Origin of the sequence: Mesorhizobium sp. INR15 (genome assembly GCF_015500075.1) — a bacterium.
Classification (GTDB): Bacteria; Pseudomonadota; Alphaproteobacteria; order Rhizobiales; family Rhizobiaceae; genus Mesorhizobium.
This window is the reverse complement of record NZ_CP045496.1, coordinates 3,720,826-3,734,079: the sequence shown is the minus strand read 5'-3', so window position 1 is coordinate 3,734,079 and position 13,254 is coordinate 3,720,826. Positions and strand designations below refer to the sequence as shown.

14 protein-coding genes and 1 riboswitch are annotated in these 13,254 nt (G+C 62.5%); of the genes, 3 read left to right on the top strand and 11 right to left on the bottom strand.

The window, feature by feature from the left end:
* Positions 1-65: 65 nt before the first annotated feature.
* The 11 genes from nuoI to GA829_RS18165 form a co-directional block, all read right to left on the bottom strand.
* The gene (gene nuoI / locus GA829_RS18215) at positions 66-557 is read right to left on the bottom strand and encodes an NADH-quinone oxidoreductase subunit NuoI (RefSeq protein ID WP_013531098.1); all 492 of its coding nucleotides are present in this window, start codon (positions 555-557) and stop codon (positions 66-68) included.
* The gene (gene nuoH / locus GA829_RS18210; RefSeq protein ID WP_195174090.1) at positions 557-1,600 is read right to left on the bottom strand and encodes an NADH-quinone oxidoreductase subunit NuoH; all 1,044 of its coding nucleotides are present in this window, start codon (positions 1,598-1,600) and stop codon (positions 557-559) included. The genes nuoI and nuoH overlap by 1 nt, the downstream gene beginning before the upstream one ends.
* 2 nt (positions 1,601-1,602) lie before the next feature.
* Complete coding sequence (nuoG, locus tag GA829_RS18205; RefSeq protein ID WP_195174089.1) at positions 1,603-3,684, bottom strand: NADH-quinone oxidoreductase subunit NuoG; 2,082 nt, start codon at positions 3,682-3,684, stop codon at positions 1,603-1,605.
* On the bottom strand, positions 3,684-3,962 hold the full coding sequence (locus GA829_RS18200; RefSeq protein ID WP_258051670.1) for a pentapeptide repeat-containing protein: 279 nt from the start codon (positions 3,960-3,962) through the stop codon (positions 3,684-3,686). Before GA829_RS18200 ends, nuoG begins: the two co-directional genes overlap by 1 nt.
* Before the next feature lie 42 nt (positions 3,963-4,004).
* Positions 4,005-4,706, bottom strand: coding sequence for an NADH-ubiquinone dehydrogenase (locus GA829_RS18195; protein WP_195174087.1), 702 nt, complete (start codon positions 4,704-4,706; stop codon positions 4,005-4,007).
* 74 nt (positions 4,707-4,780) lie between these two features.
* Positions 4,781-6,085, bottom strand: coding sequence for an NADH-quinone oxidoreductase subunit NuoF (gene nuoF / locus GA829_RS18190; protein ID WP_195174086.1), 1,305 nt, complete (start codon positions 6,083-6,085; stop codon positions 4,781-4,783).
* Between the two features lie 11 nt (positions 6,086-6,096).
* Positions 6,097-7,221, bottom strand: a complete 1,125-nt coding sequence (locus tag GA829_RS18185) for an NADH-quinone oxidoreductase subunit E (protein ID WP_195174085.1) — start codon at positions 7,219-7,221, stop codon at positions 6,097-6,099.
* Positions 7,222-8,412, bottom strand: a complete 1,191-nt coding sequence (locus tag GA829_RS18180) for an NADH-quinone oxidoreductase subunit D (protein ID WP_195174084.1) — start codon at positions 8,410-8,412, stop codon at positions 7,222-7,224.
* A 9-nt stretch (positions 8,413-8,421) separates the two neighbouring features.
* Positions 8,422-9,027: an NADH-quinone oxidoreductase subunit C gene (locus GA829_RS18175; protein ID WP_195174083.1), complete on the bottom strand. Its 606-nt coding sequence runs from the start codon at positions 9,025-9,027 to the stop codon at positions 8,422-8,424.
* A gap of 5 nt (positions 9,028-9,032) precedes the next feature.
* Complete coding sequence (locus GA829_RS18170; protein WP_195174082.1) at positions 9,033-9,614, bottom strand: NuoB/complex I 20 kDa subunit family protein; 582 nt, start codon at positions 9,612-9,614, stop codon at positions 9,033-9,035.
* Positions 9,605-9,970: an NADH-quinone oxidoreductase subunit A gene (locus GA829_RS18165; protein ID WP_010910112.1), complete on the bottom strand. Its 366-nt coding sequence runs from the start codon at positions 9,968-9,970 to the stop codon at positions 9,605-9,607. Before GA829_RS18165 ends, GA829_RS18170 begins: the two co-directional genes overlap by 10 nt.
* Positions 9,971-10,302: 332 nt before the next feature.
* On the opposite strand from GA829_RS18165, the gene GA829_RS18160 reads away from it, so the two are divergent.
* The 3 genes from GA829_RS18160 (at position 10,303) to cobW (ending at position 13,244) form a co-directional block, all read left to right on the top strand.
* Positions 10,303-11,502: a winged helix-turn-helix domain-containing protein gene (locus GA829_RS18160; protein ID WP_195174081.1), complete on the top strand. Its 1,200-nt coding sequence runs from the start codon at positions 10,303-10,305 to the stop codon at positions 11,500-11,502.
* A gap of 29 nt (positions 11,503-11,531) precedes the next feature.
* A riboswitch (cobalamin riboswitch) is annotated at positions 11,532-11,736 on the top strand.
* 39 nt (positions 11,737-11,775) lie between these two features.
* Positions 11,776-12,204 (top strand): DUF1636 family protein, encoded by a 429-nt coding sequence (locus GA829_RS18155; RefSeq protein ID WP_195174080.1) that lies wholly within the window; start codon positions 11,776-11,778, stop codon positions 12,202-12,204.
* Between the two features lie 2 nt (positions 12,205-12,206).
* Complete coding sequence (gene cobW / locus GA829_RS18150) at positions 12,207-13,244, top strand: cobalamin biosynthesis protein CobW (RefSeq protein ID WP_195174079.1); 1,038 nt, start codon at positions 12,207-12,209, stop codon at positions 13,242-13,244.
* The last annotated feature ends 10 nt before the right edge of the window (positions 13,245-13,254 follow it).

The following is a 13,254-nucleotide window of genomic DNA, read 5'->3' as shown; positions in this document are numbered from 1 at the left end:
CGCCTCCGGTGCCGAAGCCGCGTTGTCCTTAGACGAGGCCCCTCGCCCCGTCCATGCGTCAAATATCAGCGATAGGGCGAGTCCAGCGAGATGTTGCGCGCCAGTTCGCGCTCCCACCGGTCGCCATTCGCCAACAGCCTGTCCTTGTCGTAGTAAAGTTCCTCGCGCGTCTCCGTCGCGAACTCGAAATTCGGCCCCTCGACGATGGCGTCGACCGGGCAGGCTTCCTGGCAGAAGCCGCAATAGATGCACTTCACCATATCGATGTCGTAGCGCACGGTGCGGCGCGTGCCGTCATTGCGGCGCGGTCCAGCCTCGATGGTGATCGCCTGTGCCGGGCAGATCGCTTCGCACAGCTTGCAGGCGATGCAGCGCTCTTCGCCATTGGGATAGCGGCGCAGCGCGTGCTCGCCACGGAAACGCGGGCTGGTCGGCCCTTTCTCGTGCGGATAGTTGATCGTCTCCTTCGGCGCGAAGAACTGGCGCATCGACAGGAAGAAGGCGCTGACGAAATCCTGCAGCAGTAGCGACTTGGCGGCTTGAGAAAGAGCGGACATCACGCAAACCCCGTGATTTTGAGGACGGCGGCGGTGGCCACCACCATGAACAGCGAGATCGGCAGGAACACTTTCCAGCCAAGACGCATCAACTGGTCGTAGCGGTAGCGCGGCACGAATGCCTTCACTATGGAAATGCCGAAGAACATGACACAGACCTTGAGCACGAACCAGATCACGCCGGGCACCCAGGTGAACGGCGCGAAGTCGAACGGAGGCAGCCAGCCGCCAAGGAACAGGATGGTCGCCAGCGCGCACATCAGGACGATGGCGACATATTCACCGAGGAAGAACAGCAGGAATGCCGTCGACGAATATTCGACCATGTGGCCGGCGACGAGTTCCGATTCGGCCTCGACCAGATCGAACGGCGGACGGTTGGTTTCAGCCAGCGCCGAGATGAAGAAGATGACGAACATCGGGAACAGGCATAGCCAATTCCAGTCGAGGAAAGTATTTGGCAGGCCAAGCCGGGTTCCGATCCCGCCCTGCTGCGACAGCACGATATCGGTCAGATTGAGCGAGCCGGCGGTGAGCAGCACGGTGACGATGACGAAGCCGATCGAGACTTCATAGGACACCATCTGCGCCGCCGAACGCAGCGCGCCGAGGAACGGATATTTCGAATTGGACGCCCAGCCGCCCATGATCACGCCGTAAACCTCGAGCGAGGAAATGGCGAAGACATAGAGGATGCCGACATTGACGTTGGCGACGGCCCAGCCATTGTCGACGGGGATCACCGCCCAGGCCGAGATCGCCAGCACCGCCGACACCAGCGGCGCAAGGAGGAACACGGCTTTGTTGGCGCCGGACGGAATGACCGGCTCCTTGAAGACGAATTTCAGCAGATCGGCGAAGGACTGCAGCAAGCCGAACGGGCCGACCACGTTCGGGCCGCGCCGCAACTGCACCGCCGCCCAGATCTTGCGGTCGGCATAGAGAATATAGGCGACGAAGAGCAGCAGCACGACGATCAGCACGACCGACTTCAAAAGAATGATCAGCGCCGGCAGCACGTAGAAGGAGAAGAAGGTTTCCATGCTTATTCCGCCGCCTGCTTGAAGCCGCTCTTGGCCAGCGCCGAGCATTCCGCCATCACGGCCGATGCCCGCGCGATCGGGTTGGTCAGGTAGAAGTCCTTGACCGGCGACGTGAACGTACCCTTGTTCAGCCTGCCACCGAGCTTCGCCACCTTGGCGACATCATCGGCATTGCCGGCCGCAACCTGGTCGATGCGGGCGAGATGCGGATATTCCCCGTAGAGCTTGGCGCGCAGCTGCGGCAGCGAATCGAACGGCAGCTTCTTGCCCAGCACATCCGACAGCGCCCGCAGGATCGCCCAGTCCTCGCGCGCATCGCCCGGCGCGAAGCCGGCGCGGTTGGTCTGCTGCACGCGCCCTTCGGTGTTGACATAGGTGCCCGACTTCTCGGTGTAGGCGGCCGCCGGCAGGATGACGTTGGCGCGGTGTGCGCCATGGTCGCCATGCGTGCCGATATAAACGACGAAAGCGCCGCCGGTCTTGCCCATGTCGATCTCGTCGGCACCGAGCAGGAACAGCACGTCCGTCTCGCCCAGCATGCCGGCAACGTTCTTGCCGCCATCGCCCGGCACGAAGCCGACATCGAGGCCGCCGACGCGTCCAGCTGCATTGTGCAGCACCGCAAAGCCGTTCCAGTCGGCACGGGCGGCGTTGACGGCAGCGGCGAGCTTCGCCGCCTGGCCGAGGATCGCCGCGCCATCCGAGCGCGCCAGCGCGCCCTGGCCAACGATGATCAGCGGATGCGTCGCCTTCTTCAGCGCCTGGAAGAACTTGCCATTGCCATCCGCCAGATCCTTCAGAGATTCCGGACCGGCACCCAGCTGCTCGTAGTCGTAGCGCGTGTCGCCGATATCGCCGATTACACCGACCGGCAGATTGCCGAGCCGCCAGCGCTTGCGGATGCGGGTGTTGAGCACCGAGGCTTCGAAGCGCGGATTGGCGCCGATGATCAGCACCGCGTCTGCCTGCTCGATACCCTCGATGGTCGGGTTGAAGATATAGCTGGCCCGGCCAAGCGACGGATCAAGCGCCGCGCCATCCTGGCGGCAGTCGACGTTCTTGGAACCGAGCGAAGCCATCAAAAGCTTCAGCGCGTAGATTTCCTCGACGGCGGCGAGATCGCCGGCAACAGCACCGATCTTCTCGGGTGCTGCCTTCGACACCGCGTCCTTGATCGCGGCAAAGGCTTCGGCCCAGGTCGCGGGCGCCAGCTTGCCGTCCTTGCGTACGTAGGGGCGATCGAGGCGCTGCGTGCGCAATCCGTCCCAGATGAAGCGGGTCTTGTCGGAAATCCACTCCTCGTTCACCGCTTCGTTGACGCGCGGCAGGATGCGCATGACTTCGCGGCCTCTGCTATCGACGCGGATCGCTGAGCCGACGGCGTCCATCACGTCGATGGATTCGGTCTTGGTCAATTCCCAAGGCCGCGCCTGGAAGGCGAATGGCTTCGAGGTCAGCGCGCCAACCGGGCACAGGTCAATGACATTGCCCTGCAGCTCCGAGGTCATCGCGCTTTCGAGATAGGTGGTGATCTCGGCGTCTTCGCCACGGCCGATCAGGCCAAGCTCGGAAATGCCGGCTACCTCGGTGGTGAAGCGGACGCAGCGCGTGCAGTGAATGCAGCGATTCATCACCGTCTTGACCAGCGGGCCGATATACTTGTCTTCAACCGCGCGCTTGTTCTCATGGTAGCGCGAGGAATCGACGCCGAACGCCATCGCCTGGTCCTGCAGGTCGCATTCGCCGCCCTGGTCGCAGATCGGGCAATCCAGCGGATGGTTGATCAGCAGGAATTCCATCACGCCTTCGCGGGCCTTCTTGACCATCGGCGTGTTGGTGAAGATTTCCGGCGGCTCGCCATTCGGGCCGGGACGCAGGTCGCGCACGCCCATGGCGCAGGATGCCTGCGGCTTCGGCGGTCCGCCTTTGACCTCGATCAGGCACATGCGGCAGTTGCCGGCGATCGACAACCGCTCGTGGAAGCAGAAACGCGGCACTTCCGCACCCGCATCTTCCGCCGCCTGCAGCAGCGTATAGTGGTCGGGTACAGTAATTTCTTTCCCGTCGACCTTGAGCTTTGCCATCAATTGCCCCCGGCGGTCTTCGCCGTCTCATATGCCTTCAAAAGATCATCGAGCCTGATACCATTGATCATCATGCCCGCGACCTCAGCGTTTTCTATCTTCACATTGCTCATGTTCACGTCTGTGAAGTGCGCGTTCGAAAGGTTCGCGTCTTCCACCTTGGCGTTGCTCAGATTGGCGTTCAGGATGGTCGCCCCCGACAGCTTCACGTTGTGAAACCGCGTCTTCGACAGGTCCACATCGTCAAAATTCGAGTTGGCGACCACGGCGCGGCGCACGTCAAGAACATCGCGTTTGTCGTGAACCTCCATCCCGGCCCCCTACTTCCTTGCCTTGGCGGCCAGCGCAAGCACTGCTGCCTGGCGCGCCCAGTCGTCACGCCCGATGCGGCCATTGAACGACAGGTAGTCGTCAACCCAGGCGATCTCTTCCACCGTCCAAGCCGCGATCTGGCCGAAGGTCCAGATGCCGAGACCGTTCAGCACCGTCTCCAGCTTGGGGCCAACGCCCGAAATAGCCTTGAGGTCGGACGGCGCCTCGGGCCGGTCGACGGCCTTGGGCTGCCTGAAATCCTCCGGCATCAAGCCTGTCACGGTCTGGGTCTTTGGCTTGCGCTTTGCCGTCACCGGCTGCACCGCATCCCCGGTGGCAATGTCCGTCACATCCCGGGCAAAAGACTGCGCTTCGGCGATCAGGGTTTTGGTCGCGGCGCGCGCCTTGGTCGAGGAACTTGCCGTGTCTTCAAGGCGCTCGATGCGCGCCTCGAACTCATCTGATATCGGCTGGAAAAGCCGCTCCGAGGCCTCGGCCGCGCCGGAAAGCGCGCCCATCCACACGCCAAAGGCGTGGTTGGCCAGCCCGATGCCGAGTGCCGACATCGCGGCGGCACCCGCCACAGGGTGCGCCAAGAGGTTGACGGCGCTCGCCATCTCCTTCGGCATCATCCTGGTCAGGTCCTGGTTCATCTTCTCGAGCTGGTCCATGTCCGGCATCAGTGGGTAGGGTATCGAATACAGCGCCATTGGTATCTCCTGGTCGTTTCTTCGTATGCCCCGCGCCCGTTATCCCCGTTTGGGCTTTCGCCCGTATGTCTGTTCTATTCCGCCGCCACCATCACTGGCTCGGCTCGATGCGCATTGCGCGAAAACTCGTCGATGCGCCGTTCCACCTCGCCGCGGAAATGCCGCATCAGGCCCTGGATCGGCCATGCCGCGGCGTCGCCCAGCGCGCAGATCGTGTGGCCTTCGATCTGCTTGGTGACGTCGAGCAGCATGTCGATCTCGCGCTTCTGCGCTTCGCCGCGCACCAGACGCTCCATCACCCGCCACATCCAGCCGGTGCCTTCGCGGCACGGCGTGCACTGGCCGCAGCTCTCGTGCTTGTAGAAGTAGGAAAGCCGCGCGATCGCCTTCACGATATCGGTCGACTTGTCCATGACGATGACAGCCGCCGTACCGAGGCCCGACTTCAGGTCGCGCAGCGCGTCAAAATCCATCGGCGCGTCGATGATCTGTTCGGCCGGCACCAGAGGCACCGAAGCGCCGCCCGGAATAACCGCCAGCAGATTGTCCCAGCCGCCACGAATGCCGCCGCAATGCGTCTCGATCAGTTCGCGGAACGGGATCGACATCGCCTCTTCGACGGTGCACGGGTTGTTGACGTGGCCCGAGATGCAAAACAGCTTGGTGCCAACATTGTTTGGCCGGCCAAAGGACGAGAACCAAGCCGCACCCCGGCGCAGGATCGTCGGCGCAACCGCGATCGACTCGACATTGTTGACCGTGGTCGGGCAGCCATAAAGACCGACATTGGCCGGGAATGGCGGCTTCAGGCGCGGCTGGCCCTTCTTGCCTTCCAGGCTTTCGAGCAGCGCCGTCTCCTCGCCGCAGATATAGGCGCCGGCGCCGTGATGCATGTAGATTTCGAAATCATAGCCGGACGTGTTGTTCTTGCCGATCAGCTTGGCTTCGTAGCATTCGTCGATGGCGCGCTGCAGCGCCTCGCGCTCGCGGATGAACTCGCCGCGCACATAGATGTAGGCCGCGATCGCGCCCATGGCGAAACCGGCGATCAGCGCGCCCTCGACCAGCGTGTGCGGGTCGTGGCGCAGGATGTCGCGGTCCTTGCACGTGCCTGGCTCGGATTCGTCGGCGTTGATGACGAGGTAGCTCGGCCGGCCGTCGCTCTGCTTGGGCATGAACGACCATTTCAGGCCGGTCGGGAAGCCGGCGCCGCCGCGCCCGCGCAGACCGCTGGCCTTCATCTCGTTGACGATCCACTCACGGCCCTTGGCGATGATGCCGGGCGTGTTGTCCCAGGCGCCGCGCGACATGGCGCCAGCCAGCGACTTGTCGAAGCGGCCGTAGATGTTGTTGAAGATACGGTCTTTGTCCTGAAGCATTTTTCTGATCCTCAGACCGGCTTCTTGCCGAAGACGCGGATATATTCGGCGACACCGCCCTTGGCGAGCGCCTTGGCCTGCTTGACCCAATCGTCGCGGTCGATGCGGCCGTGGAAGGACAGATAGCCGTCCACCCACTCGCGCTCGGCCTTCTTCCACGATGCGACCTGCGCGAAGGTGAAGATGCCAAGCGAATGCAGCGTGCCCTCGATCTTCGGGCCGACGCCCGAAATCAGCTTGAGATCGTCGACCAGTGCCGGCTTGTCGATGCCGGCCGGGCGGTTCTTGTCTTCAAGCGACGGTTTGGCTGGCTTGGCTTCGGACTTGGCAACAGCTTTCGCTGGTGCCGCCTCTGCAACCGGTGCCGGGGAGGCCTTCGCTGCTGGCGCGGCCATGACAGGTGCCGGCGCGGCCGGCGCAGCTGCAGGCGGAGCAGATGGCACGGAAGCGACTGCAGGGGCCGCCGCCTGAGCGGCTTTGGTCGCCGCCTTGGCTTCCTTGTCGCGGGTCGTCTTCAGGATTGCCTTTTCGCTCTTAAGCGTCGTCAGGCCGCCGACCGGCTCGGATGTGGTGCGGCCGTTCTGCGGGCCGGGCGTCACCGAAGCGCCCTTGCCGTCGCCATAGAGGTCGATGATCTCGGCCAGCCGTTCGGGTGTCAGGTCTTCAAACGTATCCTTGAAGATCATGACCATCGGCGCGTTGACGCAGGCGCCAAGGCACTCGACCTCTTCCCACGACAGCGTACCCTTGTCGTTGGTGTGGAACTGGTCGTGATGGATCTTCGATCGGCACACATCCATCAGCGCTTCCGAGCCGCGCAACATGCAAGGGGTGGTGCCGCAAACCTGGATATGCGCGCGGGTACCGACCGGATTGAGCTGGTACTGGGTGTAGAAGGTCGCGACTTCCAGGCCTCTGATATAGGGCATGTCGAGCATGTCGGAGATCGTCTCGATCGCCGCCTTGGTGACCCAGCCCTCCTGGTCCTGCGCCAGCATCAGCAGCGGAATGATCGCCGACTGTTCGCGGCCCTTGGGGTATTTCTTGATCCATTGCTTCGCCGCAGCCGCATTCGCCCTGTTGAAGGCGAAGGATGCTGGCTGGACGCTTGCTTCTGCGAGACGGCGGACTGACATTTAGCGATCGACCTCACCAAACACGATGTCGAGGGAGCCGAGGACGGCGGTGACGTCGGCCAGCATGTGGCCACGGCAGAGGAAATCCATGGCTTGCAGATGCGCGAAGCCAGGTGCACGCAGCTTGCAGCGGTAGGGTTTGTTGGAACCATCAGAGACCAGATAGACGCCGAACTCGCCCTTCGGCGCTTCGACGGCCGCATAGACCTCGCCTGCCGGCACGCGATAGCCCTCGGTGTAGAGCTTGAAGTGATGGATCAGCGCTTCCATCGAGCGCTTCATCGCCTGGCGTTTCGGTGGCACCACCTTGCCATCAAGGTTCGACACCGGACCGGTGCTTTCCTTGCCGAGCAGAAGGTCGATGCACTGGCGCATGATCCTGGCCGACTGGCGCATTTCTTCCATACGCACGAGGTAGCGGTCGTAGCAGTCGCCGTTCTTGCCGATCGGAATGTCGAAATCCATTTCCGAATAGCATTCATAGGGTTGCGACTTGCGCAGGTCCCAGGGCGCACCCGAGCCGCGCACCATGACCCCGGAAAAACCCCAGGCCCAGGCGTCTTCCAGCGAGACGATGCCGATGTCGACGTTGCGCTGCTTGAAGATGCGGTTGCCGGTGAGCAGCTTGTCAAGGTCGTCGATGGACTTCAGGAATGGGTCGATCCATTTGCCGATGTCCTCGACGAGCTGCCGTGGCAGGTCTTGGTGGACGCCGCCCGGCCGGAAATAGGCAGCGTGCATGCGCGAACCCGAGGCGCGCTCATAGAACACCATGAGCTTTTCGCGTTCGACGAAGCCCCACAGCGGCGGCGTCAGCGCGCCCACGTCCATCGCCTGTGTCGTCACATTGAGAATGTGCGACATGATGCGGCCGATTTCGCAGTAGAGCACACGGATCAGCTGGCCGCGCTTCGGCACCTCGATGCCGAGCAGACGTTCGACGGCGATCGCGAAGGCATGTTCCTGGTTCATCGGCGCGCAATAGTCGAGCCGATCGAGATAAGGCACTGCCTGCAAATAGGTTTTCGCCTCGATCAGCTTTTCCGTGCCGCGATGCAGCAGCCCGATATGCGGATCGACCCGATCAACGACTTCGCCATCCAGTTCCAGCACAAGGCGCAAAACGCCGTGGGCCGCAGGATGCTGCGGTCCGAAATTGATGTTGAAATTGCGGACGGAGGTTTCAGCCATGGTGGCGCCTCAATTCGTCTTGGCTTTTTCGTCGCCCGGCAGCACGTAATCCGTGCCCTCCCACGGGGACAAAAAGTCGAAATTGCGGAATTCCTGCTTCAATTCCACGGGCTCGTAGACGACGCGCTTGGCCTCGTCGTCGTAGCGCACCTCGACGAAACCGGTCAGCGGGAAATCCTTGCGCAGCGGATGGCCGTCAAAACCGTAATCGGTCAAAAGGCGGCGCAGATCGGGGTGCCCGGAGAACAGCACGCCGTAGAGATCGTAGGTTTCGCGCTCGAACCAGTCGGCGCCGGGGAACACGCCGGTAACCGACGGCACCATCGTCTCCTCGTCGGCCTTCACCTTGACGCGGATGCGGACATTCTGCTTCGGCGACAGCAGGTGATAGACAACATCGAAACGCTTGGCCCGAGACGGATAATCGGCGCCGCAGACATCGATGATCGAGATGAACTGGCACTGCGCATCGTCGCGCAGAAAGGTCATCACCTCGACCAGGTCGCCCGGTTCGACATGGACGGTAAGCTCGCCATAGGCGATCGCCGCGTCGCTGACGCGACCGGTCAGCTTTTCACTTAGGTAGGCCGATAGTTCGCTCAGGGATTGAGGCATGCCGCTCACCGCTCGATCGTGCCGGTACGGCGGATTTTCTTCTGCAGCAGAAGAATGCCATAGAGCAGCGCTTCAGCGCTCGGCGGACAGCCGGGCACATAGATATCGACCGGCACGATGCGATCGCAGCCGCGCACCACCGAATAGGAATAGTGATAGTAGCCGCCGCCATTGGCGCAGGAGCCCATCGAGATGACGTAGCGTGGCTCGGGCATCTGGTCGTAGACCTTGCGCAGTGCCGGCGCCATCTTGTTGGTCAGCGTGCCGGCGACAATCATGATGTCGGACTGGCGTGGTGACGCGCGCGGCGCGACACCAAACCGCTCCGAGTCATAGCGCGGCATCGAGGTGTGGATCATCTCGACGGCGCAGCATGCCAGGCCAAAGGTCATGAACATCAGCGAGCCGCTGCGCGCCCAGGTGACCAGCGCCTCGGTCGATGTGACGAGAAAGCCCTTGTCAGCCAGCTCATTGTTGATTTCGAGGAAGAACGGATCGTCGGACCCCACCGGCCTGCCGGTGTTGGGGTCAATGATACCCTTGGGCTTCGGCGCGACGAGTGTGCCGGAACTGTCGTTCAATCCCATTCCAGCGCTCCTTTTTTCCATTCATAGGCAAAGCCGATGGTCAGCACCGCCAAAAACACCATCATCGACCAGAAGCCGAGCATGCCGATTTTCGAGAACGACACTGCCCACGGAAACAGGAAGGCTACTTCCAGATCGAAGATGATGAACAGGATCGATACCAGGTAGAAGCGGATGTCGAATTTCATGCGGGCGTCGTCGAACGAGTTGAAACCGCACTCGTAAGCGGAAAGCTTTTCAGGATCGGGATTGCGGTAGGCCACCAGGAAGGGTGCGGCCAGCAGCGCCAGGCCGACTACCAGCGCCACGCCGATGAACAGGACGATGGGCAGGTACGAACTTAGAAGTGCGTTCATGCTGCGGCTTTCCGTTGGCGCCAATCCACTTTGATTACAGCACCGGACCCTAATGCGGAAGCGTGACAGTTTAACCGCTGAACCGTTTTAGGGGGCCTATGCTGCAACGCGGCGAGGGTTAGCGCAGCGCTTTCGGCGAAGCAAGTCAAACCTTGTTCAAAATGCGGTGCTGGACGGCATTCCGGGGGAAACTGGTCTGATCCGCTCCTGTTTGATTTCTTTCACTTTTTACTCCACTTTTCTCTCCTGACATGGTTGCCGCCAAAACCCTGCTAGCATGGCCTGGAATCAGCCACCCAGACCCCGGTCAACTGCCCCAGAGTGATGCTTGCATGAAGGAAAAGATCTCACTGCCGATGGCCCGGCGCATCGCGCTTGCCGCTCAGGGCTTTCTCGATCCCCGGCCGAGCGCCACTCCTGATCGCCGCCACTTTGCCCGCGTGCTCTCCCGCACAGGGCTGCTGCAGATCGATTCCGTCAGCGCCGTGGTACGCGCTCATTATATGCCGCTCTATTCACGCCTTGGCCCCTACCCGCTCACCCTGCTCGACAATGCTGCCGTCACACGCAAGCGCACGGTCTTCGAGTACTGGGCTCATGAGGCGTCCTTCCTGCCGGTCGAAACCTATCCGCTGATGCGCTGGCGCATGGAGCGGGCCGAGCGTGGCGAAGAAATGTATCTGGGCCTCGCCAAATGGGGACGTGAACACGCGGCCTATGTCGAAGAGATCTATCGCGCCGTCGTCGACCGCGGCCCGATCGCAGCTTCAGCGCTCGAAGGCCAGAAAGGCTCCGGCGGCTGGTGGGGCTGGAGCCACGCCAAGCACGCCTTCGAATGGCTGTTCTGGGCGGGCCGGATCACCACGGCATCGCGTCGCGGCTTCGAACGCTTCTACGATCTGCCCGAGCGCGTGCTGCCACAAGCGATCATCGACCTGCCGGTGCCCTCCGCCAAGGACGCGCACCGCGAGCTGCTCAATATATCGGCCCGCGCCCACGGCGTGGCGACAGCCAGCGACCTGCGCGATTATTTCCGCCTGTCGCCGGCCGATATGAAGGGCCGTATCGAGGAACTGGTCGAGACCGGCGAACTGCTGCCGGTGCGCGTCGAGGGCTGGGATAAGCCGGCTTACCTTCACAAGGACGCCCGCCTGCCTCGAAAAATCGAGGCGCGCGCCTTGCTGGCGCCGTTCGATCCGGTGGTGTTCGAGCGGACACGCGCGGAAAAGCTGTTCGACTTCCGCTATCGCATCGAAATCTACACACCCGCCGAAAAACGCCAGTACGGCTATTATGTTCTGCCGTTCCTGCTTGGCGACCGGATTGTCGCCCGCGTCGATCTCAAGGCCGACCGGCCAAACAGCGTTCTGCGCGTCCATGCCGCCTACGCCGAGCCCTGCGCGCCCGCCGAGACTGCCGCCGAGCTCTTCGAGGAGTTGAAGCAGATGCAGGGATGGCTTGGCCTTGAGCGCATGGAAGTGACGCCTGCCGGCGATTTGGGCCCGGCGCTGGCCGACATCGCCATGTCGTAGCCGTGCGTTGACACAACTCCCCGCAAAAGCCTAAATCCAGTCCAGACGGTCCCCTGCCCGCAACGGCAAGGGCTAAGAGGGAATGCGGTGCGAGATCAAAAATCTCAAATCCGTGGCTGTCCCCGCAACTGTAAGCGAAGAGCCAAGGCCGAAAACCACTGGGACGGTCCCGGGAAGGCGGCACGAAGGCGATGACCCGCGAGCCAGGAGACCTGCCGTCTGCGACATGAAGTATCCGATCGCCCGGCGGGTTTTCCGGGCAAGGAGCATGATTTGGAACGCGACAGCGGTTTTCCGGCTGAAACAACGGATATTTTGCCTGGCCAGGATGATGCCTTGGCCGGCGTCACGATCATCGTCTGCGCTTCCTGCCGCAACGAGACCGGCTCCGACGCCCATCCCCGCGCCGGCGAATTGCTGGCCGACGACACGCGCCGCGCGGCAGCATCTGAAAGCATCAGCGTCCGCAGCGTCGAATGCCTCGGCAATTGCAAGCGCCGCCTCAGCGCCGCCATCCTGCGCGACGGCTGCTGGAGCTATGTCTTCGGTGACCTGACCGAGACAAGCGGCGCCGATCTCGTCAGCGGCGCAAAACTCTTTGCCACCTCTTCCGACGGCCTCATCCCATGGCGCGGCCGGCCTGATTCTCTCAAGCGCGGCCTTGTCGCCCGCATCCCTCCCCTCGACATGCTGAAGGACTGATCATGACCGCCTCCGTTTCCCGTGTTCCCTGTACCGTTGTCACCGGCTTCCTCGGCGCCGGCAAGACGACGCTTGTGCGCCATCTCCTGGAAAACGCTGGCGGCAAGCGTATTGCGATCATTGTGAACGAGTTCGGCGACATCGGCATCGATGGCGAAATCCTCAAGGGTTGCGGCATCGACACCTGCCCTGAGGAAAATATCGTCGAACTGGCCAATGGCTGCATCTGCTGCACCGTCGCCGATGATTTCGTGCCGGCGCTCGACCAGATCCTGGCGCTGACGCCGAAAGTCGACCATATCCTGATCGAGACGTCCGGCCTGGCACTGCCCAAGCCGCTGGTCCAGGCTTTCCAATGGCCGACGGTGAAGAGCCGCGTTACGGTCGACGGCGTGATCGCCGTGGTCGATGGGCCGGCACTTGCCGAGGGCCGCGTCGCCAACGACATGGATGCCTTGCAGGCGCAGCGCGCGCAGGACGAGACGCTCGACCATGACGACCCGGTCGAGGAAGTGTTCGAGGACCAGATCGCCTGCGCCGACCTGATCATCCTTTCGAAGAGCGACCTGATGGACGCGGCCGGTTCGGCGCGCGCCAATGCCATCATCAACGAGCATTCCGCCCGTGCCGTGAAGATCGTGCCGACCTCGCATGGCAAGGTCGATCCTTCCGTGCTGCTGGGGCTCGGTCTCGCGGTCGAGGACGACATCGAGAACCGCAAGTCGCATCATGACGGTGCATTCGACCACGAGCACGACGACTTCGATACGTTCATCGTCGACATTCCCTCGATCGCCAATCCGGACGATCTGGCAAAGCGCGTCGCCACCGCCGCCGAACAGGAAAACGTACTGCGGGTGAAGGGCTTCGTCGAAGTCGGCGGCAAGCCGATGCGGCTTCTGCTGCAGGCGGTCGGACCGCGCGTCAATCATTACTACGACCGCGCCTGGACGGCCCAGGACGACCGCCGCTCGCGCCTTGTCGTCATTGGCCTGAAGGGGCTGAACCGGCCGGCCATCGAGCGTATACTCGCCGGCTGACGCAAACCAC

Excerpts from the sequence above, each read along its gene's own strand:
- nuoI (WP_013531098.1), bottom strand. The coding sequence starts at position 557 with ATGTCCGCTCTTTCTCAAGCCGCCAAGTCGCTACTGCTGCAGGATTTC.
- nuoH (WP_195174090.1), bottom strand. The coding sequence starts at position 1,600 with ATGGAAACCTTCTTCTCCTTCTACGTGCTGCCGGCGCTGATCATTCTT.
- nuoG (WP_195174089.1), bottom strand. The coding sequence starts at position 3,684 with ATGGCAAAGCTCAAGGTCGACGGGAAAGAAATTACTGTACCCGACCAC.
- GA829_RS18195 (WP_195174087.1), bottom strand. The coding sequence starts at position 4,706 with ATGGCGCTGTATTCGATACCCTACCCACTGATGCCGGACATGGACCAG.
- nuoF (WP_195174086.1), bottom strand. The coding sequence starts at position 6,085 with ATGCTTCAGGACAAAGACCGTATCTTCAACAACATCTACGGCCGCTTC.
- GA829_RS18185 (WP_195174085.1), bottom strand. The coding sequence starts at position 7,221 with ATGTCAGTCCGCCGTCTCGCAGAAGCAAGCGTCCAGCCAGCATCCTTC.
- GA829_RS18180 (WP_195174084.1), bottom strand. The coding sequence starts at position 8,412 with ATGGCTGAAACCTCCGTCCGCAATTTCAACATCAATTTCGGACCGCAG.
- GA829_RS18175 (WP_195174083.1), bottom strand. The coding sequence starts at position 9,027 with ATGCCTCAATCCCTGAGCGAACTATCGGCCTACCTAAGTGAAAAGCTG.
- GA829_RS18170 (WP_195174082.1), bottom strand. The coding sequence starts at position 9,614 with ATGGGATTGAACGACAGTTCCGGCACACTCGTCGCGCCGAAGCCCAAG.
- GA829_RS18165 (WP_010910112.1), bottom strand. The coding sequence starts at position 9,970 with ATGAACGCACTTCTAAGTTCGTACCTGCCCATCGTCCTGTTCATCGGC.
- GA829_RS18160 (WP_195174081.1), top strand. The coding sequence starts at position 10,303 with ATGAAGGAAAAGATCTCACTGCCGATGGCCCGGCGCATCGCGCTTGCC.
- cobW (WP_195174079.1), top strand. The coding sequence starts at position 12,207 with ATGACCGCCTCCGTTTCCCGTGTTCCCTGTACCGTTGTCACCGGCTTC.